18 protein-coding genes and 1 tRNA gene are annotated in these 23,981 nt (G+C 44.7%); 8 read left to right on the forward strand and 11 right to left on the reverse strand.

What is annotated here, in order from left to right; translation table 11 throughout:
• Positions 1-65 precede the first annotated feature (65 nt).
• The 7 genes from PLE34_RS07285 to PLE34_RS07315 form a co-directional block, all read right to left on the reverse strand.
• On the reverse strand, positions 66-602 hold the full coding sequence (locus tag PLE34_RS07285; RefSeq protein ID WP_324555428.1) for an ORF6N domain-containing protein: 537 nt from the start codon (positions 600-602) through the stop codon (positions 66-68).
• A gap of 60 nt (positions 603-662) precedes the next feature.
• On the reverse strand, positions 663-1,679 hold the full coding sequence (locus tag PLE34_RS07290; RefSeq protein WP_324555429.1) for a homocysteine S-methyltransferase family protein: 1,017 nt from the start codon (positions 1,677-1,679) through the stop codon (positions 663-665).
• Between the two features lie 253 nt (positions 1,680-1,932).
• Positions 1,933-2,550, reverse strand: coding sequence for a recombination mediator RecR (recR, locus tag PLE34_RS07295; RefSeq protein WP_324555430.1), 618 nt, complete (start codon positions 2,548-2,550; stop codon positions 1,933-1,935).
• A gap of 146 nt (positions 2,551-2,696) precedes the next feature.
• The gene (locus PLE34_RS07300) at positions 2,697-4,139 is read right to left on the reverse strand and encodes an Ig-like domain-containing domain (protein WP_324555431.1); all 1,443 of its coding nucleotides are present in this window, start codon (positions 4,137-4,139) and stop codon (positions 2,697-2,699) included.
• A gap of 116 nt (positions 4,140-4,255) precedes the next feature.
• Positions 4,256-7,408, reverse strand: a complete 3,153-nt coding sequence (locus PLE34_RS07305) for an ATP-dependent helicase (protein WP_324555433.1) — start codon at positions 7,406-7,408, stop codon at positions 4,256-4,258.
• A 306-nt stretch (positions 7,409-7,714) separates the two neighbouring features.
• The gene (locus PLE34_RS07310; protein ID WP_324555434.1) at positions 7,715-8,365 is read right to left on the reverse strand and encodes a tetratricopeptide repeat protein; all 651 of its coding nucleotides are present in this window, start codon (positions 8,363-8,365) and stop codon (positions 7,715-7,717) included.
• A 155-nt stretch (positions 8,366-8,520) separates the two neighbouring features.
• Positions 8,521-8,979: a VOC family protein gene (locus PLE34_RS07315; protein ID WP_324555436.1), complete on the reverse strand. Its 459-nt coding sequence runs from the start codon at positions 8,977-8,979 to the stop codon at positions 8,521-8,523.
• Positions 8,980-9,092: 113 nt separating this feature from the next.
• On the opposite strand from PLE34_RS07315, the gene PLE34_RS07320 reads away from it, so the two are divergent.
• A tRNA-Arg gene (locus tag PLE34_RS07320) sits at positions 9,093-9,164 on the forward strand.
• Between the two features lie 253 nt (positions 9,165-9,417).
• Here PLE34_RS07320 and PLE34_RS07325 read toward each other — a convergent pair.
• On the reverse strand, positions 9,418-13,248 hold the full coding sequence (locus PLE34_RS07325; RefSeq protein ID WP_324555438.1) for a PVC-type heme-binding CxxCH protein: 3,831 nt from the start codon (positions 13,246-13,248) through the stop codon (positions 9,418-9,420).
• A 493-nt stretch (positions 13,249-13,741) separates the two neighbouring features.
• Here PLE34_RS07325 and PLE34_RS07330 point away from each other — a divergent pair, with 493 nt between their 5' ends.
• Genes PLE34_RS07330 through PLE34_RS07345 form a run of 4 tightly spaced genes read left to right on the forward strand, consistent with a single transcriptional unit; the run spans position 13,742 to position 16,886 of the window.
• Positions 13,742-14,683 carry an aldo/keto reductase gene (locus PLE34_RS07330; RefSeq protein ID WP_324555440.1) on the forward strand — a complete coding sequence of 314 codons (942 nt, stop codon included), beginning with the start codon at positions 13,742-13,744 and terminating at the stop codon, positions 14,681-14,683.
• A 7-nt stretch (positions 14,684-14,690) separates the two neighbouring features.
• Positions 14,691-15,710, forward strand: coding sequence for a zinc-binding alcohol dehydrogenase family protein (locus PLE34_RS07335; protein WP_324555442.1), 1,020 nt, complete (start codon positions 14,691-14,693; stop codon positions 15,708-15,710).
• A 9-nt stretch (positions 15,711-15,719) separates the two neighbouring features.
• Positions 15,720-16,532, forward strand: a complete 813-nt coding sequence (locus PLE34_RS07340) for a TIM barrel protein (RefSeq protein ID WP_324555444.1) — start codon at positions 15,720-15,722, stop codon at positions 16,530-16,532.
• A 9-nt stretch (positions 16,533-16,541) separates the two neighbouring features.
• Positions 16,542-16,886, forward strand: a complete 345-nt coding sequence (locus tag PLE34_RS07345) for an L-rhamnose mutarotase (RefSeq protein ID WP_324555446.1) — start codon at positions 16,542-16,544, stop codon at positions 16,884-16,886.
• Between the two features lie 363 nt (positions 16,887-17,249).
• Here the strand turns inward: PLE34_RS07345 and PLE34_RS07350 are convergent, their stop codons facing one another.
• A complete protein-coding gene (locus PLE34_RS07350; RefSeq protein ID WP_324555448.1) occupies positions 17,250-17,816 on the reverse strand; it encodes a hypothetical protein in 567 nt (188 codons plus the stop codon).
• 178 nt (positions 17,817-17,994) lie between these two features.
• On the opposite strand from PLE34_RS07350, the gene PLE34_RS07355 reads away from it, so the two are divergent.
• A complete protein-coding gene (locus PLE34_RS07355) occupies positions 17,995-19,356 on the forward strand; it encodes an AGE family epimerase/isomerase (protein ID WP_324555449.1) in 1,362 nt (453 codons plus the stop codon).
• 159 nt (positions 19,357-19,515) lie between these two features.
• Here the strand turns inward: PLE34_RS07355 and PLE34_RS07360 are convergent, their stop codons facing one another.
• Together PLE34_RS07360 and PLE34_RS07365 are read right to left on the reverse strand one after the other, a co-directional pair.
• Positions 19,516-20,649, reverse strand: coding sequence for a redoxin domain-containing protein (locus PLE34_RS07360; protein ID WP_324555452.1), 1,134 nt, complete (start codon positions 20,647-20,649; stop codon positions 19,516-19,518).
• A 175-nt stretch (positions 20,650-20,824) separates the two neighbouring features.
• Complete coding sequence (locus PLE34_RS07365; RefSeq protein ID WP_324555454.1) at positions 20,825-21,367, reverse strand: LOG family protein; 543 nt, start codon at positions 21,365-21,367, stop codon at positions 20,825-20,827.
• Positions 21,368-21,463: 96 nt separating this feature from the next.
• Here PLE34_RS07365 and PLE34_RS07370 point away from each other — a divergent pair, with 96 nt between their 5' ends.
• Together PLE34_RS07370 and PLE34_RS07375 are read left to right on the forward strand one after the other, a co-directional pair.
• On the forward strand, positions 21,464-22,987 hold the full coding sequence (locus PLE34_RS07370; protein ID WP_324555456.1) for a sodium:solute symporter: 1,524 nt from the start codon (positions 21,464-21,466) through the stop codon (positions 22,985-22,987).
• Between the two features lie 184 nt (positions 22,988-23,171).
• The gene (locus tag PLE34_RS07375; protein ID WP_324555458.1) at positions 23,172-23,867 is read left to right on the forward strand and encodes an LOG family protein; all 696 of its coding nucleotides are present in this window, start codon (positions 23,172-23,174) and stop codon (positions 23,865-23,867) included.
• The last annotated feature ends 114 nt before the right edge of the window (positions 23,868-23,981 follow it).

Consider the following 23,981-nt stretch of genomic DNA (forward strand, 5'->3'; position numbering starts at 1 on the left):
TGTTTTAGCTGTCGGCTGTCAGCTTTGAGCTATCAGCCATAAAACAGTTAGTATTCTGCTTTCATTCATTTTTTACCGGGAATTTTAAACCCGATCGGCTGTCTCGGCTTTTCTTCCTTTACCAGTAAATTTTTCAACACTTTAAAAATAGCCTGCACTTCATCGTCTTTCTTGGCCAGCGATTGTTCTATCTTTTCAATTTTTAACCAAAGCTCTTTGTTGTCCAATATGAGTTGCCGCATCCTTGTATAAACCCTCACTATCCGTATGTTCACCTGAATAGCCTGCTCAGACCTCAGGACGGATGAAAGCATTGCTACACCATGCTCCGTAAATGCATAAGGCATTTTGCGGGTTCCGCCCCAACTTGATATCACAAATTGTGATATCAAGTTTTTAAATTCATCTTCCGTCAACTGAAACATAAAATCATACGGAAAACGTGCAAGATTCCTTTGGACCGCCTGGTTTAACACTCTCGTTTCAACTCCGTACATTTCTGCTAAATCTTTATCCAACATAACCTTCACCCCTCTAACAACATAAATTTTCTCTACGATTTCATCGGTTGTTACCTCCGGTAACTGATTTTGTGCTTTCATATGTGCAATTTTTGGTTAGCGCTTTAATGCTGGTCAGCTTTCAGCGGTAAGCATTTAGCTTCAAATTGCCGCACTTTCAAATTCCTTCTCCACCTCCGGTAACACCCTCGGTTTTATCTCTTTTACATTATCCGCTATATGCTTAATATGATCGGGTGTTGTACCGCAGCAGCCACCTACTATGTTCACAAACCCATTCTCCGCCCATTCTTCCAGAAAATGCGCCGTTTCATGCGGCGCTTCATCATATTCGCCCATAGTATTGGGCAGCCCGGCATTGGGATAGGCAGATACGTAGCAGGAGGCTATATGCGATAATTCTTCAATATGCGGCCGCATTTCCTTTGCGCCTAAGGCACAGTTCAGGCCTATGCTTAAAGGCCGGGCATGCATTACTGAAGTATAAAAAGCTTCCAGGGTTTGCCCGCTCAGGGTACGGCCCGAAGCATCCGTAATAGTGCCGCTGATCATGATTTCCGCAGGCTTCAATTGAGGATGATCGTGATAAAATTGCTTTATAGCATAAATGGCCGCCTTGGCGTTGAGGGTATCAAAAATGGTTTCAACTAATAATATATCAACGCCTCCATCGGCCAAACCTTTTACCTGTTCATAATATGCGGCTACTACCTGGTCAAACGTTACCGCCCTGAAACCGGGGTTATTTACATCGGGAGAAAGGCTGAGCGTTTTATTTAAAGGACCTATAGCGCCAGCAACCCATGCCTGTTTACCCGATTGTTGTATTGCTTCCTTTGCACACCGGGCGGCAGCTACATTTAACTCATAGGCCAGCGACTGCATATCGTAATCGGCCTGGGCTATTGCCGTGCTGCTGAAAGTATTGGTTTCAATAATATCTGCCCCGGCGACTAAGTATTGCTTATGAATTTCGGTAATGATCTGCGGCTGGGTGATGCTCAGGAGATCATTATTACCCTTTACATCGGAAGGCCAGTCTTTAAAACGTTCGCCGCGGTAATCGGCCTCGGTGAGTTTATACTGCTGTATCATGGTGCCCATGGCGCCATCTATTACCAGGATACGTTCTTTTAATATGTCGCGAATACTTTTCATGCTTCCCTTATTTAAGTTATACGGTTTTAGAAAAAACCAGAAAGATGCAGCAGCCGGGCATCATCATACGCATGCTTAATGCCAGCATTGCCGCTGCCTTCAAAAATTACTGCTGAACTACAAAACGTTGGGAAACTTAATGCGGGGGTTTCTTAGCGTTTATTAGTTCTGTTTTTTAATCAGGCTGAACAATAAACAAATCTGCCTGCATACGCGGCGCAAAGGTACGATAGTATATCGAAAATAAAAAGCATCAGTGTGACACGTACTTTTCTACCGGCATCCGGTTTTGCAGGCTCCTGCCTAAGGTAAGCTCATCGGCATATTCCAGCTCACCGCCAAACGAGATGCCACGGGCAATGGTAGTAACCTTTACCTGGCAAGACTCAATTTTCTTCTGTATATAATAAATAGTGGTGTCGCCCTGGATATTAGGACTAAGCGCAAAGATCACTTCTTCCACACCGCCGTTTTGTATGCGCTGCACAAGTGTTTCAATATGCAACTGGTCGGGACCAACACCATCCAATGGTGAAATGATGCCGCCCAGCACATGGTACAAGCCATTGTATTGCTGCGTGCTTTCCACCGCAATTACATCGCGTATGGATTCTACCACGCAAATGGTTTCTTTTTTACGGGAAGGATTACCGCAGATATTACAGACATTGCTGTCGGAGATATTATGACAAACCGTACAAAACAGCACTTCCTTTTTCATCCTGTTAATGGTATAGCTGAACCGCTGTACCTCTTCAGGACTTTGCTTAATCAGATGCAATACTAAGCGCAGCGCCGTTTTTTTACCAATACCGGGCAAACGGGCAAATTCATTAACCGCATTTTCAAGTAAGGAAGAAGCAATTTGCATAGCGCAAAGATATCAGGAAAAATTGACTGGGAAACAATGTTGGTTCAGGGTTCAGGGTACAGGTTGCAAGTTGCAGGGCTCAGGTTGCAGGGGTTCAGGTTGCAGTGGGTTCGCCCGATGAAGAGAGGGAACTCATAAACATGCCTTTATTCACCCAGCACATCGCCCGGAGGATGCAGTGGAAGCTCAATCGTAATTTCATTGTCCCAGTTTGGCCGCACCGTATATTTTTTCCCATCGGAAACGATCTTCTCCGGCTGGCGCTTCTCCCAGTAGCTACCCGTATCCCAGTTGCCATTTCTATTGCCATCGTATAGTATCCGGATCTCATAGTCGCCCGGACGGAATAATGTAAAATTCACGTCTTTACCGGTCAGGGGCTGCGATTTTTCTATTTTATCTGCCTTATAAAAAACCAATGCGATATGCTGTGCCGTATCGAGGTTCTGCAGCCGTATTCTTAACCTGCCATAGTCGCTGTTCTTTTTTGTTTTAAAGCGTATGGTGTCTGCCTTTTCCAGCTCCGTTCCGGAAGAATCTTTAGCTATATCTTTTTCTAATATCAGCCGGAATTCCTGCTCCTCTTTCCAGGGATAGGTGAGCGTAAATAATTTATTTACAGAATCTGCTTCCATATGATAACCGCTTACCGGCTTAAATAAAGTATCGGTAAAATGAAGCTTAGCACGGTCGAATGATTGCAGCGGCTCGCTGAAAGTAAGGGTTAAATCGCCGAGCAGGTCCTGCTGGTTACTTTCGAGGTTGATACTATAGGTTAGCTTTTTTTCTTTTTTTGGAGTGGCTGTTTTTGCAGTGACGCCGGCTCTTGCTCCCCCGGGTCTTTGTTCTTCCGGCTCTTCTGCAAAAGCATACAGCACCGGGTGTATATTATTATCGCCAATGGTTAAGGCACTATCATAAAAGGCAAACAGGTCGCTGTTGCGCATATACATTTTCTGCCCACCCGGGTCTTTTAACGCAAAAATATTATAACGGCCGGGTGCTATATTATTAAATGTAAAGCGGCCCGCGCTGTCTAAACGGGTGAAATACCGGGGCTTTTCTTTTGACACCGCCGAGTCTTCAAAATTGCGGTGCAGCATTACAATCAGGGTGCTGTCGGGCCTGCCGGTCTCCGCTACCACCACTTTTCCGGACAGTGTGCTGCTGTCTATATAGCTGCCGGTAGAAAAGATATAGGTGAATTGCTTTGCAGGGTTTCCTTCGTTAATATCTTTTAATGCTTTTCCGAAATTAATGCTATAGGTAGTATTTTCTTCCAGGGTGTCTTTGATGCGGATCGTAACTTCCTTAAGCTTCGCTTCTATGAGTGGCGACGCTTTAGGCACAGGCGATATAATCAGTTGTTCTTCGGGCCGGTCTAACTGAACATATTCATCAAACGTGAGTACGATCTTACTGCCCGTAAAATTAAGGGTTGAATCTTTAGGCACAGCGCCCAGCATCACGGGCGGAAGCGAGTCGCGCGGGCCGCCGGTAGGTGGTATAATTTGCGCGCAACCCGACGTAAATACGAGCAGTTTATAAAGGAGCAATATAATAACAACGGCGCAGAAGACTTTTTTCATTAATGTTCGCTTATCCCTTTCAAATCTGCAAACTTAGCAGGTTTGTAGCTTTTGCAGCGTAATGTTTTATTAATAATGACTTAAAAGTGTGAGGTATGAGGTACAGGTTACAGGTTTCAGACTTCAGTGTCATCGGCTTCCGGTGCATGGAGCGCTACGGCAAGGTTATTGTTTTTTACAAAATTGCACCACTCACAATCAGCCTTTCCACAACCTGTTTTAAATTCCTTACGCTGTATTTTCTGCCAGGTATCTGTTATCTGGTGTGTAACTGTTGTAATATCGGCATCTGTAATCAGTACTTTCTCTACTTTATATTCATCATTTACGGGTTCTAAAAAATCGAACTCCGTACTTACCACTTCCCAGCCTTTATTAATGCTTTCGCTGAAATTGTCTAACAGGATCTTGTAAAATACCGCCTGGCGCCAGTAATCTCCGCCATTAGGCTCTTTTTCATTTGGCGCTACCAGCTTTTTGCGGCCGTTTTCATATTTACCTGTTTTGTAATCTACCACGTTTACCTGTTTACCATTGAATTCCAGCTTATCCAGCTTACCGTTAACAGGCACGTTCTGAACCACCACATTGCGAACAGCTTTTTCGGCGATGATCACTTTTGTCCACCGGCTGATATGGTAATCATAATAGGCAGGTAATATCTTCTCTCCATATGCCGATCTTCTTTTATACTCCTCCGGGGTAAGCGCCTCCCGGTTTGTTTGCATAAAAAATGTAAAGTCTGCCAGCAGGGAGTCTTTTCCGGGGAAGATGTCGTTGTTGTTCTTCATTTTTTTGAAGAGCATTTCAACCGCATAATGTACGGCGCTGCCAAAAGTCATGTTCTCATTTTTTGCCGCAGGCACCCTGATCAGATTCTGGTAATAAAATTTCAGCGGACAATTGAGGTAATTGTTGAGATGCGTTACACTCAGCGTATATTTTTTTAATAGCTGATCAATGTATTCTTCTTCCATCAATTCAATTTCCGGCCTGGCCTTTTCGGCAAACTGAAGCGCCAGGTATTCCGTGAGCAACTCATCCGGAACCTGCTTTTGTATAGATGGCAACCCTGTACCCTCCTGTATTTCGGTAACAAAACTGCTGCGTACCTGCTCCTTATCTTTAGCGTTTTTCAGGGCATACGAAATATTTAAATGTGTTTTAGCACGCGTTATGGCCACATAAAACAAACGCCTGTTTTCTTCCAGGCTTGCAGGAATATTGGTATTGCTGACAAGGTTATCGGGTAACTTATAGGACTTGTTACCGGCTTTGGTATCATCCCATATATCTCTGGTAGCGCCAATAACAAAAACATGCGCGTATTCCGAACCTTTGGAACCATGCGCAGTAACCAAATTTACACCCTCTTCCGCAGCATTAACTTTGTACAATGGAATACCCAGCCTGTTTTTCCGGATCGTTTCGATATTCACCAGTAACTCATGGAGGTTAAGCGCAGGATTATGCCTGGTTTCTTCTTTTATAAAACTGAAAAAAGCATTCAGCACCTGCATTAACCAGGGCTTTTCAGCGCTTTGCATGACAAAGGAAAGTATACCTGCTTTTTGGATCACCAGTTCAAACAGATGCTGCAGGGTTACATTACCCGCCGCTTGCAAAAGGCTTTCCAGGGTGTTGCTTATTTCTTTAAAGGAATAACCATTGGACTGGTTGAACAGGTCGGCGGGTGGCACTGTCATTTCCGACAGCAATCTCCGGATAGCATATACATCATCCTTACTACTCCTGTTCTTAGCATTTACCGCAACACTTAGTTTTGCCACATCCAATGGCGGCAATCTGAAAAAACCGGTATGCAGCAACTGAAACAAAATATCATCGGCGCTGTAAGGGATATAGCTTTCTTTATCAATCCAGGTTAGCAGGCTAATGATATTAGTGATAAAAGGCAGTTGCAGGATATCTACCTTTCTTTTTATATTCACCGGGATCTTCTTCACTTCCAACAGCGTAATCATTTCGGCCACCTGCGCATGATTGCGATAGATGACGGCTATCTCCCTGCCACTCATTCCCTGCTGTACTAACGCTTCAATTTGCAGCACCACATCAATCGCTTCCTGGGTGCTGTTCGCATATTCATATATGTGAGGCTCAATGGCCATACCCCTGAGGCTATGGTTAGCGGATATAAGCGGATCGCTATTTTCTATTGATATTGTACGCGTATTGTTATTACGGATAAGCGTATGCGCTGTATCTAATATATTTTGTGCGGACCGGTAATTATGCGTGAGATTGATTTTTACAATATTGCCGGTATATTTTTCTTCAAACGCCAATATATTTTGCACATTCGCATCCTGGAAAGAAAATATGCTCTGGTCAGGATCTCCCACCACAAACACATTCGGATCGTTCCAGTAACCTGTGAGATACTGCAGCAACAGGTTTTGTCCGCGGCTGGTATCCTGGAACTCATCCACGAGGAAGTACTGAAACCGTTCCTGGTAATCTAACAGCATATTCTTATTATTGGCAAAGGCATCCAGCACCCACAAAATCATATCATCAAAATTATAACGCCCCGCTTCCAGCATCAACCGGTTATACCGCGGATAAAGATTGACTGCGGCGCGCAACATTTCCATCTTTTGAGTTTCTTCGGCAATGGCTCCTGGCTTTTCATCTCCCGCCTTAAATTCCTTAAATTTTCTTTTGTAATAAAATCCTTCTTTCTGGGGCAGTTCCTTTAGGTAACCATCTATACGTTCATTCAGGTATTCAGGCGTCCACGCTTCCTTCTTCATGAGGCGGTACAATTCCTTCAGCCTGTCTTTCTCGTAATATACTTCCCCTCTGAAGCGCTTGAGTATATTATCCTTTTCAATGCTATCTATTAATCTATAAAAAAGGTCAATTTCTTCCAGGTCGCCTATCGGTTCCAGGTTCAGCTTACCAAACCATGTAAGGTTATCCTGTATCACTTCATTGCAAAAAGAATGGAAAGTATGTATCTGGATCTTATAAGCGGTGCTGCCAACAATTTTAAGCAGCCGGTTACGCATTTCTACTGCACCGTTATCGGTATAGGTAAGGCAAAGGATGTTGCCGGCATCAATATCCGTTTGCTGCAGGATATTGGCGATGCGCAATGCCAGTATCTGTGTTTTGCCGGTGCCCGGCCCGGCATTTACAATTACCGGTCCTTCAATCGTATCAACAGCCTTCCGTTGCCGTTCATTGAGCTTGTTGTATTCTTCCCTGAATTTTATATGCAGTTTTTCTTTTGAAAATGACATAAGCCAAAGTTAACCAATGAATGCCTGTATGTTCTCAACAAAAGTTTACTAATACTGAACTTATTGTATATAACCGATTTGTAGTATTGGCCGGCACTTTCCTTTATAATACATTTACCTTTGTTGCATTGCACACTATAGCCGTTGTACCAATTGAACAGCACAATCCAATTTCGAAAGAATAGGATTAAAAGCGGGAAATACAACTTCTTACAGTAAAACCTATTATTCACAGGAAAGCCGCATCATTTCTATTTGCGGCTTTCCTGCATTTATACGTTTGTATATTAAAATAACCGGTACAACTTATCCCGGTATCCGGCTGATATATTTTTCAATTTGCTTGATCTGGTCTACCACCTGCGCGGTTGAGGGTTTTAGCTCTTTGGCCCGGCGGAAATAATCCTTGGCAGCACGGAACTCCCGCTTGTTAATAAATATCTGGCACATTTGCAGGTAGGCGGCAGCCGTGTTTTCTTTGTCGGGGAGTCCTACCCGTATGGCCTTACGGATATATTCTTCCGCCTGCCGCATATTGCTTTTTTGCATGGCTATAGTGCCCAACTGAAAGTACGCCGCTCCTTCGGTTTCTTTCATGGGCATTCCAAGGCTCAGGCTCTTTTTCATCATGATTTCCGCCCCGTCAAAATCCTGCTTAAACATAGCCAGGTTCGATTTCAAAAAGTAATAAACGCTGCGCACCGGTTTAATGAGCAGGTTGGGAAAACGTATGGAATCCAGTATTTTTTGCGCGCCGTCAATATCCCCGTCTTCCATATAACCTTGTATCAAACGCATGGGGCCAAACAAAAAATGGCTTACAATTGCTACTAACGCAACAAGATATAAAGCAAATGCCGGCCAAAACCCGGAGGAGATATTTACCACAACAGCCAAAGCCAGCGCTAAAAACCCCAGCGGAAGCCTGTATTTAATTAATAAGGTGTAAAACTTCATACGCACATTTTAGGACGGCAAAGATAGGGGTTAAGGAGGATGCGGGTTCCGGAAATTTGCCCCCCGCTGCTACAGGGCAAGTGAAATATTGAATGACGGTATTTCATTGACTATCCGCTGTTTGGATTTATACGCTACAAATACACGAATTCGGATCAGTTCCAGTCGTCATTGATCTCCAGCCAGTAACCGTCCGGGTCGCGCAGCCATATCTGGCTTATGCCATCCACCCGTTTGCTAATAGCCATTTGTGTTCCGTTCACATCTTCCCAGGGGATGGATTTTTCCTTCAGCTTAAGGGTAAACGCCTCTACAGATGGTACGCTGAAGCAGGTATGATTGTTTTTGTAATATGCTTTTTTTGCTGTTGCACCCTGGATAATATGCATCTGGCTCCCGGGACCGATGCTTAACCAAATATGTTTACCATCATGAAAAGGTTCGGGTACCGTATCCAGTCCGAGCGTGTTGATATAAAAATCACCCGATCGCTGCAGATCCACCACATAAATGGCTACATGATTGATCTTTGCTTTACTATTTTGCACTTGTTGTGCCTGCCCTGTAAGAGAAACAGCTAATATTAAAAAAGAAAGGATTTGAATTAATTTCATATGAATGCTGAATTATTAAGGAATGAAAGTAGTAAAATAAGGGGTTAAAATGACCGGAAACTATTATTTTTGCGCCCTGCTTTAAACCGGATGGCATTAGCTGCTGATAAACCGGCCCCGTAGTTCAATGGATAGAATAGAAGTTTCCTAAACTTTAGATACAGGTTCGATTCCTGTCGGGGCTACTTTACTGATGCGGAGCTACACTCCATATCCGGGTTTGATTCCTGTTATCGTTGTGTTTTTATTGGGGGACACAGGTGACTTTCAGAATTTTTTTGTCCTCCGAGACTACTGAGCCCCACGGAATGGATCGCTGATTGCCATAAATCCGAGGGAAACAAGAAACAATTAAATTTAGCTAAACCAACAATCCACTGCTTGTCAACCTAACGCAGCTTGCTTATGACAGGCAGGGAAGGGGCTGTTCCGCTGCAATCATTTTCCTGCTTTTTGCAGGTACGACAGCAGATCAATTGTTTCTTTATCTGTTAAGGAATTTAAGAGTCCCTGCGGCATCATGGAAACAGGCGTTACTTCCTTCGACTGGATGGATGATTTGCTGATAACCACATCATTTTGTCCTACCACGCGCATGGTTACCTGGCGCTGGTTCTCCCCAACCAGGTTCCCGGAATAGGTTCTGCCATCGCGGGTAGTAATCACTACCATCTTATAATCGTCCTGGATCTCTTCGCTCGGGTTTAAGATATTGAAGAGCAGGTAATCTATATTTGACCGGTTGGAGCCGGTAAGGTCAGGGCCAATTTCGCCACCCTGCCCGTACATTTTATGACAACTGCCGCAGGTTCGCATGAATAACTGCCGACCATTACCTATATCCGGGCTTTTGGCCGCATCGCTGCTTAAAAGATGCTTATACCTGGCATAGGCTTTATCATCGCGCGGCTTATCATCAACAGGACCCCATATTTCCACAAAACCACTTCCCACAACTCTCCGTAATTGCCTGGCCACATTTGCAGACACATCTCTTTTGGGAACGCTATTTTCTTTGAGCGCCTGGCTAAGTATCCAGCCATATGCAGGACGGGAGGAAAGGGTTTGAACAGCGGCCGATTTTTCAGCTTCATTAAAATCTTTGTACTTTTTAATCAGCAATGATCCCAGGGATTGCTCGTTGAAAGCCGCAACAGACCGGATAACATCTATCCGCAACTGCGGGTCTTCGAGCAACGCAGGAAGCTCAGGTACCAACTCCTTTCGTTGCTGCGCTGTAAGCGCCTGGAGCGCTTTTTTTCTTTGACCCGGTTCAGCGTTCTTGTTTTTTAGCGTTGCCAGCGAACGTTGCGCGGCTTCCGTATCACCGAAAAGTTCAGTAATTTCCATGGCCAGTTGTGCCGCCTTGTCATTTGTTTTTTTGAGCGCGGCAAAAACCTGCTGCCAGGCAGGAGATGACCTGATATCCGTTCGATCCTCCATTCCGTTCCGCATTCCTTCCAGCAGGCTGACAAGGGTTTTGGGCCGGGTTCCGATAATATTAACCAACTCGTTCATTGCGCCGCCATCCACCGCACGGCGGGCGGTATAGCTGGCAATGAGCGGTATATTTGATTCCGAAGCAATTTTCAATGCACGGGCGGGGTCATCGTTAAACATAGGTTCCAGCCCGTACCAGATCATTTTTGGCAGGTTGTGATCACCGGTATCTTCTGCATGTTTTGCCAGTGCCGCGGCTATACTCCAGCTTATGTTTTTTTCCAGCCGCTGCATTGCTGAGGCCAGGTAAAGTCTTACTACCGGTGAAGGGTCCCCCGCCGCCATGGCAATAAACTGATCAGCGGCTTTGGAAGACGGCGAACGGTCTTCACACAATAATTGTATCGCCCATGCCCTGATATACGGATCCTTATCATTGAGCGCTTTCAGCAGCATATCACTGCCAGGCCCTTTTATTACGTGCAGCGCCCACATGGCCTTTAACCGGAAATCAGTATCAGGATTAGATTGAAATATTTCTAATAATATGCGTTGCGCTTCCGGATCCGTTTTTCCTTTAGCAGCCCTGCCCTGGAGTATAACCCTTGCGCGGCGGGCATGCCAGTCGCTCTTGCTGGTTTGCAGCGCCGCCAGATCCTTATCGCTCATTTTGGCAAGATCGCCATATCTTCCCGGCCAGTTTTCTGCTCCCGATTGCTCCGGCACAATCCTGAATATACGGCCCGTTTCGGCGTTCAATACTTTTTGTCCGCATATATCCGCATCGTGCCAGTCGAGCGCATATAGTCCGCCATCAGGCCCTATCTCCATGCTGAACCCTACCCACTGTGCATTATTGGCCTTCATAAAATCATCTCCATGACTGGCCACGAAGCCTGAACCCTGCGGCTTCAGGACATCGGAAAGAACCGCATGCTCGTGTATATTGGCCATGAATATCCTTCCCTTTTGCGATGCGGGAAACGCATCAGACTGGTAGATGCGTGCTCCGCCATGCGCAGACCGGTGGCTATGATCGGTTATTGTTTTAATATCGTCATATACGAAGGGATTAAAATGCTGACCGCCCTGACGGTGATAAATTCCGCCGGGGATAACGTGCCACATGTGAGGAATAACACAGGCGCTGATAAATAACTGCCCTTTGGCATCGTAATCAATACCCCACGGATTACTGAATCCATGGGCCACTACTTCAAACTTATCTTTGGTTGGATGATACCGCCATACGCCTCCATTGATGTCAGTGCCTTCTCCTTCCAGGATATTTTCAGGAAAAGGATCTTTATGTTTATACAGGCGGCCTTTGCCTTCCGGCTTTCTTACTTTGGAAGGTGTGGCAAACCCCTGGCATCCGTATAACCATCCATCGGGCCCCCAGTGCAGGCTGTTAAGGGTTTCATGCCGGTCGCGTATGCCCCACCCCGTTAGGCGTACTTCAATATCTTTTACATCTGCCACATCATCGTGATTACGGTCGGGAACGAAAAGCAGGTTGGGAGGTGCACCAATAAAAACACCATCAAACCCAACAGCAATGGCTGCCGGAAAAGCAAGCCCTTCCATAAATACTTTGCGGGTATCGGCCACGCCGTCGTGATTGGTATCTTCTAAAATAAGTATGCGGCTGTCGCCCGAATTGGAGAACCCATGCCCCCTTGATTCATAATCCCGGTTTTCTGCTATCCACAGGCGTCCGCGGTCGTCCCAGCAAAAGGCCATGGGTTGTGTCATCAACGGCTCGGCCGCCCACACGTTTACCTTGTATCCTTCTTTTACCGTCATGGCTTTAACCGCCTCTTCCGGTGTCAGGAACTTTGCTTCAAGCCCTTCCTGCTGTGCAATTTTCCACATCTCGGCACCGGCATACAAAGGATTTCCGTTTCCGGAAAATGCAACCCACTGCTCATTCAGCTTTACATCATTCAGATCACCCGTGTATACAACCAACTGGTGCCGGATCACTTCCGTTGCCCCGCTTTTTATTTGCCAGTCACCTTCCTTAGCGCGTGCCGGACCAATGCCCAGTTGCGAGTCTACACGCCAGTGCTGCGGATAACCTTTGTTTTCAGGATGATCAAATACCGCAATGTGTGCAAGGTCATCCCTTCCTTCTACCTGCATGCCCACATCTACCCATGTGGCGCGCTGCCCTTCCGCATGTTCATTGCGTTGCCTGGCGCTATTTATTACTTCGCCTTTAATACCCTCTTTCCATGGCATCCTGATAAACAGCCCGCCATAATCATATTTTCCAATGGTAATATCTGTTTTAGCCTCTCCTCTCCATTCGAGCGTAATCACAAACCGCCCGCTGTCATTGCGCATAGACCATTTTTGGGTTTCCGTTAGCATAGCATTCCCCTTGGCATCCAGCAGATCATACACTGTTTGCCATTTTACTTCGCTACCTTCCTTTTCCGTTATATAGGCTGATACTTTTTTCCAGTAATCACTTCCGGGATTATGAAAAAAATCGCGGCCGTTAACACGGGTAAATCCCCAGTAAATACCTGTTTGGTGCTTATGATGCGACGGGCTGTATTCTGTTAGTACCCCTTTACCATCGGGAGCGCTGAGCGGATGAAGATATGGCCTAAAGCCCTCCTCTGCATGCTGCACCAGCACAGGCTCCTTTGCACCTTTCCTGAAGACTGAAATAGTGCCCGATGGCTCATCCTGGCTTAAAAAAAGATCACTGCTCCCTGTGGTTAAAGCTTCCTGCTCCGCGGTTTTATCAGCATTAACGCAGGAAACAGCGCCTGAAATCACCAGGAACATGATCATCCACCAATAATTTTTTTTCATATAGCGTCAATCCGGTTTCTAAAATAAATAAAATGTAATATACTTATCTGAAGCTGGAATGTCAAGCGGTGCAATAGCTTTTGTCGTTAATTAGCAGAACGGCAAACGGAGAGGTCTGCCATGCGTGGTGTCTTCATCAATGCTATTAAAATAAGGCGCAAAAGTATCGTTGTATGATTATTACGCCGTATTTTCAATGCCCTGGTTCGTATCTACAAACCAGCTTCCAGCTTCCATTTCGTGGTGACCCAAAGCGGCGGGTACTCCATCACGATCTTATATCACTTTCAGGTAAAATCAAAATCAGGTTGTAACTTGCCAACCGCTGAAAAAGCCTCTATGCCTTGAGGCTGTTTTAAAAGGGCCGGTTTAGAAGATATGCCACTAATACACGAAGCCTCAAAGCGTTTTCCTTTGTGACCTTGTGACGTTGTGGCAAAATATTACGCCGGTACAGGTAAAAGAATAAACATCATTCAATTCAAAGATCACCATGCAATACCGCATCCTTGGTAAAACGGGTTTAAGCATATCAGCACTGGGCTTTGGCGTGTCGCCCGTAGGCAATGTATTTGAGCCGGTAGAAGAACAGGAAGGCATAAACGCTATTCACTATGCCATAGATAACGGCATCAATTTTTTTGACGTGGCGCCGTTTTATGGAGATACGCTTGCTGAAACCAGGCTTGGAAAAGCTCTGGAAGGAAAGCGAAAAGATATCGTACTGGCTACCAAATGTTGCAGGTATGCCACTCATTTCGATTTCTCGTACCAGCGGGTGCTGAGCAGCATTGATGAATCATTGAAAAGATTGAAGACGGATTATGTAGACCTGCTGCAGATCCATGACATAGAATTTGGCACGGAGGAGCAGCTACTCAATGAAGCTATACCCGCGGCACTAAAAGTAAAGGAAAGTGGTAAGGCCCGTTATATAGGATTCACCGGGTTGCCGGTGCGCTACCTGGCGCATATAGCCCGGCAAACGGATGTAGATACTGTACTTTCCTGGGCGCACTATAATTTATTGGAAGATGAGATCAATGATGAGCTGGTACCGCTTTCTTTGGAAAAAGGATTTGGCCTGATGAATGCCGCTCCCTTTTTACAGCGCATACTAACGGATGCTCCTTTACCTTCATGGCACAGGTCGCCCAAAGAAATGATCGCCATACAGCCCGCGCTGATCAGCCTTTGCCGTGCATATGGACTGGCGCTGAGCGATGTGGCCTTATCTTACGCCATCGCACACCCGCATATTGCAAGCACCATTACCGGCATGTGTGAGGTGGAAAAAGTTAAACAAAATATAGCTGCTGCCGGTCTTGATATTCCTAATGCGCTGTTACAGGATATTGAGAAGCTGGTAACACCTGTGAAAAATAAAATGTGGTTTGAAGGCCGCAGTGAAAACAACATCCCTAAACAACAATAGTTTTTATATGAGAGCTTTAGTTTTGGTTGAACCCGGTAAAACAGAGATCCGCGAAATACCAATGCCTGTGCCAACCGATGAGGAAGTGTTGCTGCGCATTGGCATGGTGGGGTTTTGCGGAGGCGATCTGAACGGATTCAAAGGCCTTTTTGAAATGCAGGAATACCCGAACGTGCTGGGGCATGAAGTGGGCGCCATTATAGAAGCAACAGGGAAAAATGTACCGGCAGGCTTTACACCCGGCATGAAGGTTACCCTGGATCCCTATTTAAACTGCGGTGTGTGTATTGCATGCCGCAAAGGCCGCTCCAACGCCTGTGTTGACAACAAAACAATGGGGGTAAGGCGTCCGGGTGCTATGACGGAATACATTACGGTGAACTGGAAGAAGCTGCATGCATCAGCAACTTTATCGTATAAAGAACTGGCGCTTGCTGAACCCCTTACGGTTGGCTTTCATGCCGCCAACAGGGGCAGGGTTCAGGCAGGCGACAAAGTATTGGTAATGGGCTGCGGTATAGTAGGACTGGGCGCCATTGCGGGGTCGTTAAACAAAGGAGCAGAAGTTTTTGCAGCAGATATAAGCGATTATAAAACCGGTATAGCTAAAGCCGTGGGCGCATCCTCGGCCATTAATACCACTACCAGCAATTTAAAGCAAGCCTTAGATGAATGGACAAATGGCGATGGCCCGGACGTTATCATAGAGGCGGTTGGTAATCATGAAACATACAGGGCGGCCGTTGAACTGGTGTCGTATACCGGCAGAGTAGTATATATAGGCTATGGCAAAAAACCGGTAGCATACAATACCGGCGTATTTGTAAGAAAAGAGATTGAAATACTGGGTTCCCGCAATTGCCTGGGTGATTTTCCGGTTGTAATTCAGTACCTGGAAGACGGCAGGTTTCCTGTTGACGCCGTTATATCCAAAACCGTATCGCTTGATCATGCCGGCGAAGCATTGCAGGACTGGTCGGAAAACAGGGGTAATATTACCAAGATCATGGTTGATTTTACACTGTAAATAAAAAAGATGAAATCTGCGATAACCATAGCGCTGGTGCCCCAAATAAAAAACGGGCCCTGGGTATTCTGGGAAAACTTGGAAGACTCCATTGCCAAAGCGGCTGCATTGGGATTTGATGCGGTTGAACTTTTTACGGCTTCGGCAACAGCGGTTGATACCACCCTGCTGCAGCAACTTTCAGACAGCTATCGTATACGGATATGCGCAGTGGGAACCGGGGCAGGAAAAGTAGTGCAGGGCTTAACGCTTACAGATGTTGATGCCGGAGTACGTTCGCGTGCTGTTAAGTTTATAAGTGAAATGATTGATTTTGGCGCAATCTTTAACGCGCCCGCTATCATTGGTTCCATGCAGGGAAATATACCACAGGGCACTGAAAGAACGATTGCTTTGCAATGGCTGAGTGAAGGAATAAGCATACTGGCTAATAAAGCGGAAAAGAAAGGCGTACCACTCGTATACGAACCATTGAACCGCTATGAAACCAATATATTCAATTGCTTTGCGGATGCCGTTGCCTGGTTAAAAACGCTTGATACAAATAATGTTCAATTGCTGGCCGACCTGTTTCATATGAATATAGAAGAAGCTTCCATACCTGAAACCATTTACCAATATGGCAGTTATATAGGACATGTACATTTTGCCGACAGCAACAGGCGCGCCATAGGTATGGGACATACTTCCATGAATGATATTGCAAAAGCCTTGCAATCCATATCTTACAGCGGCTACCTTTCTGCCGAAGTGTTTCCCTTGCCCAACAGCGATGCAGCAGCCAGGCAAACGATCAATGCTTTTAATACCTGGTTCAAATAAAAAACGATTATGCAAAAATTTTGTCTTACGCTCGACTTAATAGACGATCCCAAAAGCATTGAAGAATATGAAAACTGGCACAAGCCCGGCGTGGGGTGGCCGGAAGTGCGGCAAAACGACTTAGATGCCGGTATTACCAATATCGAAATATACCGCACAGGCAACAGGATGTTCATGATCCTGGAAACAGACGACAACTTCACCTTTGACAAAAAGAAACAGTTGGATGCCCATTGCGCCAAAGTGCAGGAGTGGGAAGAACTGATGTGGAAATACCAGCAGGCTATTCCCTGGGCAAAACCCGGCGCAAAATGGGTGCTGATGGAAAAGATCTTCCAGTTTGAAGGGAGATGAGCGGTATTCCGATGCCCTGGGTCGTGTTTCACGAACCAGCTCCAACTTTCAATAGCATGCAGCATTATATCGACTCTATATTGCGGGACATAGTCCCGGAAGAACATATTGATGGCGAAGTCCGGAGACTTCGCATAGCGGAAGGAAGTCTGGAGACTTCGCATAGCAGAATTTGCCTTTACTTTAAAAATGGTGCTATTAAAAAACTACCAATAAAAACCTGGCTATCCGATACCTACCTGTCTCTGATAATGGATTGTATATGCCACCAAAAAATAAACAAACTCCTTATCAATCTTTACAAATAAACAAAAAACCTCAGCTTAAAGACTATGGTGGAGACACGAAACGGGCGGTAGTATGCTAAAAATTACTTTCTCCTAACTCGTAATATGCGATGGTACCATCTAATTTAACAGGTCCATGATCTTCTGTAATATAAACTTTAGCAGTTTGATAAAAATTGCCGTCAAAGCTGGTTTCCATTTCAAACATTGTTGTGCTGAAAGTTCCATAGGGAACAGTTACAGAAACAGATTTTTCTTTCAGGGTTACAATATTGACCACCTTTCGACCCCACTCCTGCGTGGTTTCAACAGTCCACTTGTCGCCAATATTTCCGTTAAGATCATATAACAGTTGACTATCGCTAAATTGTTCAGAGCTGGCTTTATACACTTTATTTCCACAAATTTCAAGATAGCCCTCGGGCTCGGAGAATCCAACATCCGACATTGAGCGTACTTTATTTCGGGCTATTTTTTTTACAAATACACGGATCGAATCAACCCCGATAAGTTGCCTGTCATTTTTATATGCCAGACGAACACCATCCTGGTACCAGGGGCTGTTATTGCAGTTGGTATCGTCTTTTTTGCAGGATATTACCAAACATACGATAATCAAATAGCCTAATAAGATTCTATTCATTTGAATTTAATTTCACTTAAAAAGATGAAAATTAGAAATATATTGTGAATAGAAGCTTCTTTTTCTAATACCTCCTTTATTGCATAGGGAAACGACTAAAAAGGCTTTATCAATTATATACGTAACAGGAATCATGCCCTGGTTCGCAGGCGCGTGAAAATTGAACTAAATTAATCCCATGAAATACATATTCTTCTTCCTTTCACTTTTTTTACATCATGCTGCATACGCACAGCAGCAAACCTTATCAGCAAAAAACAACAAAGCTGAAAGATTGCAGATTGCCCGCTCCATGGAAAACAGCTTGCAAAAGGAATTGCTGGTTCAATGGTATCCCCGGTCTTTGGATACGGTATACGGAGGGTTTACAAGTTCCTATACTTATAATTTTAAACCGGCGCCCAACCAGGATAAAATGATCGTAACGCAGGCACGCCATACCTGGGTTAATGCAAAAGCGGCTGAACTATACCCTGCTGTTGTACATTATAAAACAGGCGCAAAGCATGGCTTTCTTTTTCTTAAAGATGTAATGTGGGATAAATCCTATGGTGGATTTTATACGCTGGTGGATCAAAAAGGAAAAGTAAAGCACAACGGTTTTGCAGCAAAAGAAGCATACGGCAATGCATTTGGTATTTATGCGCTTGCCGCTTATTATAAAGCATCAGGCGATACCGTCGCACTGCATCTCGCAAAGCAGGCCTTTGCCTGGCTGGAAAAACACAGCCACGACCCGGTATACAAAGGCTATTTTCAGCACATGCAAAGAGATGGCACTCCCGTTAAACGAAACGCTGATATTACTTCCACTTCCGACCTGGGATATAAAGACCAGAACAGCGCTATTCACCTGCTGGAAGCTTTCACCGAACTATACCTGGTATGGCCCGACCCGTTATTACGCGAACGCTTAAACGAAATGCTGCTGCTTATCAGGGATACCATTACCTCACCCAAGGGAAGCCTTACGCTTTTCTTTCAACCCGACTGGACGCCCGTTTCATTCAGTGATTCAGCTAAAGTAACTATTTTGAAACATCGCTACCTTGATCATGTTTCCTTTGGTCATGACGTGGAAACCGCCTGGCTCATGCTTGAAGCGTCCCATATATTGGGACTTGAAAACGACAGCATCACCCTCCTGAAAGCCAAACTTATGGTGGATCATGCTTTACGCAACGGCTGGGATAGCGCTGTTGGAGGATTTTATGATGAAGGCTATTATTTTAAAGGAGACGATAAGATCACGATCATAAAGGATAGCAAAAACTGGTGGGCGCAGGCAGAAGGAATGAACACCCTGTTATTCATGGCCGATCTTTTCCCAAACGATCCTTTACACTATTTTGAAAAGTTCAGGCAGCTCTGGAACTATACCCAAACCTACCTCATTGATCACGAATTCGGCGACTGGTATGAAGGCGGATTAGATAAACAGCCCGAACTCAAAAAAAGTCTCAAAGGCCATATCTGGAAAGCCACCTATCATCATTTCCGTTCATTGAGCAATTGCATCAGCGCTTTAAGAAAGGAATAAATGTTTCTTTTTACTTTTTCTCTTGAAAGAAAAAGTAACAAAAAGTTAAATCACGATAATGCTTTGCGACCTGATCTCCTGACCCTATTTTCAAATCCCCCATATTTTTCACATTTTCACATTCCTCACATTTCCACATTTCTCACATTCCTCACATTCTCAATAATACCGCCCCAACAACGGATGCTCAATGATCGTTTTTTTCATTTGCAGCGGATCAATAATCCCCTGCCTGGCATATACAATTTTACCCCCGGGCTCTACCAGGATAGTATAGGGCAGTGCGCCCTGCCAGTTAGAGTCTACCGCTTCAATAAGCTGGTACTTGTCATCCATACTAAAAATATAATTGGCATTGGAAGCCTGTTGTTTTTTCAGGAACTGCAATGCCTTTTCTTTTTTGGCAGGGTCGTCGGCACTGATGCTGATGAATTCGAAATCCCGTTTACGGTACATCCTGTTCATGGTTATAAACTCCGGGAATTCCGTAACGCAGGGACCGCACCAGGTGGCCCAGATATTGATTAAACGCAGCTTTTCAGAATCATTCTTCAGCAAATTTTTTATTCCTGCTACATCTATATCGTTCAGCTGTACCGGCTCTTTTGCCCACTCCTGCTGCGCCTTAACAATCCAATCGCTCTTTTCCTTCCATTTCGTTGAACATCCAAAAACTTTTGTAGTGGGTGTACTTACTTCCTTATTGGCAAGCAAAGCTTCTATAGCATTTCGCGTATCAAAATGCTTTGGCGTTTTGGCAGGATTTTCCACATCATCTATCCTTCCCTGGAAACGGAGTTTGCGGGCGCCATCAAAAATAAAAACATGTGGGGTAACGGCAGGTCTGTACGCTTTTGCCGTTGCCTGTGTATCGCCATCATACAGATACGGGAAATTGAATTGCTTTTCTTTGGCACGGATCTTCATTTCCTCAAAGGAATCGCTTAAATCTGTATAGTCCAGCTCGCTTAAGGTAATGGACTGTGGATCATTAGGCATAATGGCAACAACGGCAACGCCTTTGCCGGAATAATCAGCAGTAAGTTGTATGATGCGGTCTTCATAAGCCTGTGCGGTAGGGCAGTGATTACAGGTAAAGATGATCACCAATATTTTACTGTTTTTGAAAGATGCAAGTGTATAGGTTTTACCATCAACAGCGGGCAATGTAAAATCGGGCGCAGCGGCGCCTATAGCAAGGGTTTTATGCTCCCGGGGCGGTTGGGTATAAGCCGGAGAAGACTGCAATAAAATTAAAATGCTCAGCAGGAAAACTACAAATGAATGCTTCATAACTGAATATTTTACCAAAAGTTAGCATTTTTTGGGGTTACGGCTAAATAATGGCGCGTTTTGGATGCCAGAAGTAAAAGTCAGCTTCAACACAGCTTCCTGGTTGGCCGATAGTAAAAGCATCGCGCTCCTAACTGTCATTTCGCGCAGACACGAGCCGGGCGGTAACTCAACCTTAGCCCTTTATGCTATTCATCAATGCCTCAGGCGTATCGCTGAAAATAATTCGTTCTTCCGGGTGACCATATAAAAATCCTTCCGCCTCCATTTTATGTATGTGTGCCTCCAGGTGCCGGTAATAGCCCGCTGTATTGAGCATGAATATGCTTTTGTTGTGGATGTTCAACTGGTTCCAGGTAAGCATTTCAAACAGCTCATCTAAAGTTCCATAGCCGCCCGGCAAAACAATAGCAGCATCGCATAATTCATACATCAGCTTTTTTCGCTGATGAATATTATCGGTAACGATAAGTTCTGTTAACCCGGTATGCTGCTGTTCCCATTCTATAAGTATTTGAGGAATAACGCCGGTTACGTTACCTCCATTTTGCAATGCAGCATTGGCTACTGCCGACATCATGCCTTTGTTGCCGCCGCCATATATTAGCTCAAGCCGGGCTTCCGCTATCAGCTTACCGAGATGCGCCGCATCTTTTTCGTATTGCGGGTTGGCGCCTTGTTTGGATCCGCAAAAAACTGTTACCGCCTGAATTTGCATAAACCGTGTTTTGTGCTGCAATGATACGGAGCAACATACTTTCTATTCCATAAAAAATAAAAGTTTTATCTTTCCTCCTAAACTTTAATATACCATATGTCTCCCTGGCTGCTTTTTTCATTTGTGGTAGGATACTTTCTTTTGCTTTTAGTGGTAGCTTACTACACCTCGCGCAATTCTAACAACGACTCCTTTTTTATTGGCAATAAAAGCTCCAACTGGATGCTGGTGGCTTTTGGCATGATCGGCACTTCCCTGTCGGGCGTAACTTTTGTATCGGTACCGGGAACGGTAGGCGGCGCGGGCTTTGCGTATTTCCAGGTGGTTATCGGGTACCTGATCGGCTATTTTTTAATTGCATTTATTCTCCTGCCCCTGTATTACCGGCTGAACCTTACCTCCATCTATAATTACCTGCAGCACCGTTTTGGAATGATCTCCTATAAAACCGGCGCCCTGTTTTTTATCATCTCCAGAACATTGGGTGCAACAGCCAGGCTATATCTTGTTATCAATATCCTCCAGATATTTATTCTCGATAACCTGGGCATGCCTTTCTGGCTTACCACGGTTATTATACTGCTCATGATCATCCTCTATACTTTTGAAGGAGGCGTTAAAACCATTGTGTTTACAGATACCCTGCAAACTTCTTTTATGTTGCTGGGACTGGTTGTATGCACAATCTTTATTATGAACAACCTCGGGCATAGCTTTTCCGGAACACTGAATAAGCTGGGTGATCTCGGCTTAACCAGAATATTCAACACAGACATTAACAGCTCATCCCACTTCCTGAAACATATTCTGGGAGGCGTATTTATTACGGTTGCCATGACGGGGCTTGACCAGGAGATGATGCAAAAAAACATCAGTGTAAAGAACCTGAAAGATTCCCAGAAGAACATGGTTACTTTCAGCATCATCATGGCACTGGTAAACTTCCTGTTTCTTTTCTTAGGTGGTTTGTTGTATATTTTTGCTGCCGAAAAAGGAATCAATGTTCCACCTGATGACCTGTTTCCAACCGCAGCGCTGAGCTATATGCCAACCGCAGTATCCATTATATTCATCATCGGGTTGATCTCTGCGTTGTTCCCGAGTGCCGATGGCGCATTAACCGCGCTAACTTCTTCTTTTTGTATAGATATCCTGGGTCTAAAGCGGAAGGAGCACTGGAGTGAAAGCAAGCGGAGAAAGATAAGGCTGACGACCCATTTTACTTTTGCTTTTATATTTTTTATAGTTGTGTTAGGCTTTAAGCTGGTAGATAATAAATCTATCATTGATGTTATTCTTAAAGTAGCAGGCTTTACCTATGGTCCGCTGCTTGGCTTATTTGCTTTTGGTATCCTTAGCAAAAGAATCATTAATGACCGTTTATCGCTGATCGTTTGTTTGCTGGCCCCACTGCTGATCCTTGGTGTTGATATGATCAACAATATAGAATGGTATCAGCCGCAGTTAAATTTAACCGGACAGTGGGTTGAAAATATCAAATCGCTTTCCCTGTCGCTTTTCGGTAATTTCAAAATTGGATATGAGCTACTGATCTACAACGGCATGCTTACCTACCTCGGTTTGCTGGCTATTTCAAAAAAAACAGCTTCCGCAAACTAAATTTTTATACCGCACGTTATACAAAAGGAGGGCCACTGCATAAGCGGTGGCTTTACCATCTAAGGCTGTGTGAATGGTGAATAGTGAGATTCACTATTGCCTATTCACCCCCCTGATAACATACAGACAAAATTTGATTGACTTAACACTATTCGAATAAGATCTTTATCCTAAAACAACACGTATGAATGCAACCCTTAAAACTTTAAAGGAAAGACACTGGAAGGAAAGCATGGGCCACAGCAGTTGGCAGCTATTTAAGATAATGGCAGAATTTGTAGAAGGCTTTGAAGCCTTATGTAAGATCGGCCCCTGCATTTCCATATTTGGCTCGGCCCGTACAAAGCCGGGCACGCTATATTACGACCTCTCAGTAGAAATTGCCCGCAGGCTGTCGGAGGAAGGCTTTGGCGTTATTACCGGCGGCGGCCCCGGTATTATGGAAGCAGCCAATAAAGGAACGGTACTGGCAAATGGGAAAAGCGTGGGATTAAATATTGACCTGCCTTTTGAGCAACGGCCCAATGACTATATTGATAAGGATAAGCTGCTGAATTTTGATTACTTCTTTGTACGCAAGGTAATGTTCACCAAATATTCGCAGGGTTTTGTAATGATGCCCGGAGGCTTTGGGACCTTAGATGAGTTTTTTGAAGTAGCTACTTTAATACAAACGGAAAAGTTCAAACAAATGCCTATGGTGCTGGTGGGCAGGAAATACTGGCAGGGCCTGATAAACTGGCTCGAAGATGTGATGCTGGTGGAAGGCAATATCAACCCCGAAGACCTTGCCCTGTTTGAAATTGTTGATACCTCCGAAGAAGTGGTGAACTATATGTTAGACTATTACCGTACGAGACAACTGGCGCCGAATTTTTAGAGTGCCGTCAGCTTTCAGCAGTCAGATCCCGGGTTCAGGTTCAAGTTGCAGGTTTCAGGTCATTGCTGTCCGGTAAAAATAGAATAATTCTTTTTTCAAACGGCTGGTTGTGGT

Origin of the sequence: Agriterribacter sp. (assembly GCF_035445465.1) — a bacterium.
In the GTDB taxonomy this organism is placed as follows: Bacteria; Bacteroidota; Bacteroidia; order Chitinophagales; family Chitinophagaceae; genus Agriterribacter.

Bases quoted from the DNA above. Each gene is read 5' to 3' on its own strand.
- PLE34_RS07285 (WP_324555428.1), bottom strand. From the start codon at position 602: ATGAAAGCACAAAATCAGTTACCGGAGGTAACAACCGATGAAATCGTA.
- PLE34_RS07290 (WP_324555429.1), bottom strand. From the start codon at position 1,679: ATGAAAAGTATTCGCGACATATTAAAAGAACGTATCCTGGTAATAGAT.
- recR (WP_324555430.1), bottom strand. From the start codon at position 2,550: ATGCAAATTGCTTCTTCCTTACTTGAAAATGCGGTTAATGAATTTGCC.
- PLE34_RS07300 (WP_324555431.1), bottom strand. From the start codon at position 4,139: ATGAAAAAAGTCTTCTGCGCCGTTGTTATTATATTGCTCCTTTATAAA.
- PLE34_RS07305 (WP_324555433.1), bottom strand. From the start codon at position 7,408: ATGTCATTTTCAAAAGAAAAACTGCATATAAAATTCAGGGAAGAATAC.
- PLE34_RS07310 (WP_324555434.1), bottom strand. From the start codon at position 8,365: ATGAAGTTTTACACCTTATTAATTAAATACAGGCTTCCGCTGGGGTTT.
- PLE34_RS07315 (WP_324555436.1), bottom strand. From the start codon at position 8,979: ATGAAATTAATTCAAATCCTTTCTTTTTTAATATTAGCTGTTTCTCTT.
- PLE34_RS07325 (WP_324555438.1), bottom strand. From the start codon at position 13,248: ATGAAAAAAAATTATTGGTGGATGATCATGTTCCTGGTGATTTCAGGC.
- PLE34_RS07330 (WP_324555440.1), top strand. From the start codon at position 13,742: ATGCAATACCGCATCCTTGGTAAAACGGGTTTAAGCATATCAGCACTG.
- PLE34_RS07335 (WP_324555442.1), top strand. From the start codon at position 14,691: ATGAGAGCTTTAGTTTTGGTTGAACCCGGTAAAACAGAGATCCGCGAA.
- PLE34_RS07340 (WP_324555444.1), top strand. From the start codon at position 15,720: ATGAAATCTGCGATAACCATAGCGCTGGTGCCCCAAATAAAAAACGGG.
- PLE34_RS07345 (WP_324555446.1), top strand. From the start codon at position 16,542: ATGCAAAAATTTTGTCTTACGCTCGACTTAATAGACGATCCCAAAAGC.
- PLE34_RS07350 (WP_324555448.1), bottom strand. From the start codon at position 17,816: ATGAATAGAATCTTATTAGGCTATTTGATTATCGTATGTTTGGTAATA.
- PLE34_RS07355 (WP_324555449.1), top strand. From the start codon at position 17,995: ATGAAATACATATTCTTCTTCCTTTCACTTTTTTTACATCATGCTGCA.
- PLE34_RS07360 (WP_324555452.1), bottom strand. From the start codon at position 20,649: ATGAAGCATTCATTTGTAGTTTTCCTGCTGAGCATTTTAATTTTATTG.
- PLE34_RS07365 (WP_324555454.1), bottom strand. From the start codon at position 21,367: ATGCAAATTCAGGCGGTAACAGTTTTTTGCGGATCCAAACAAGGCGCC.
- PLE34_RS07370 (WP_324555456.1), top strand. From the start codon at position 21,464: ATGTCTCCCTGGCTGCTTTTTTCATTTGTGGTAGGATACTTTCTTTTG.
- PLE34_RS07375 (WP_324555458.1), top strand. From the start codon at position 23,172: ATGAATGCAACCCTTAAAACTTTAAAGGAAAGACACTGGAAGGAAAGC.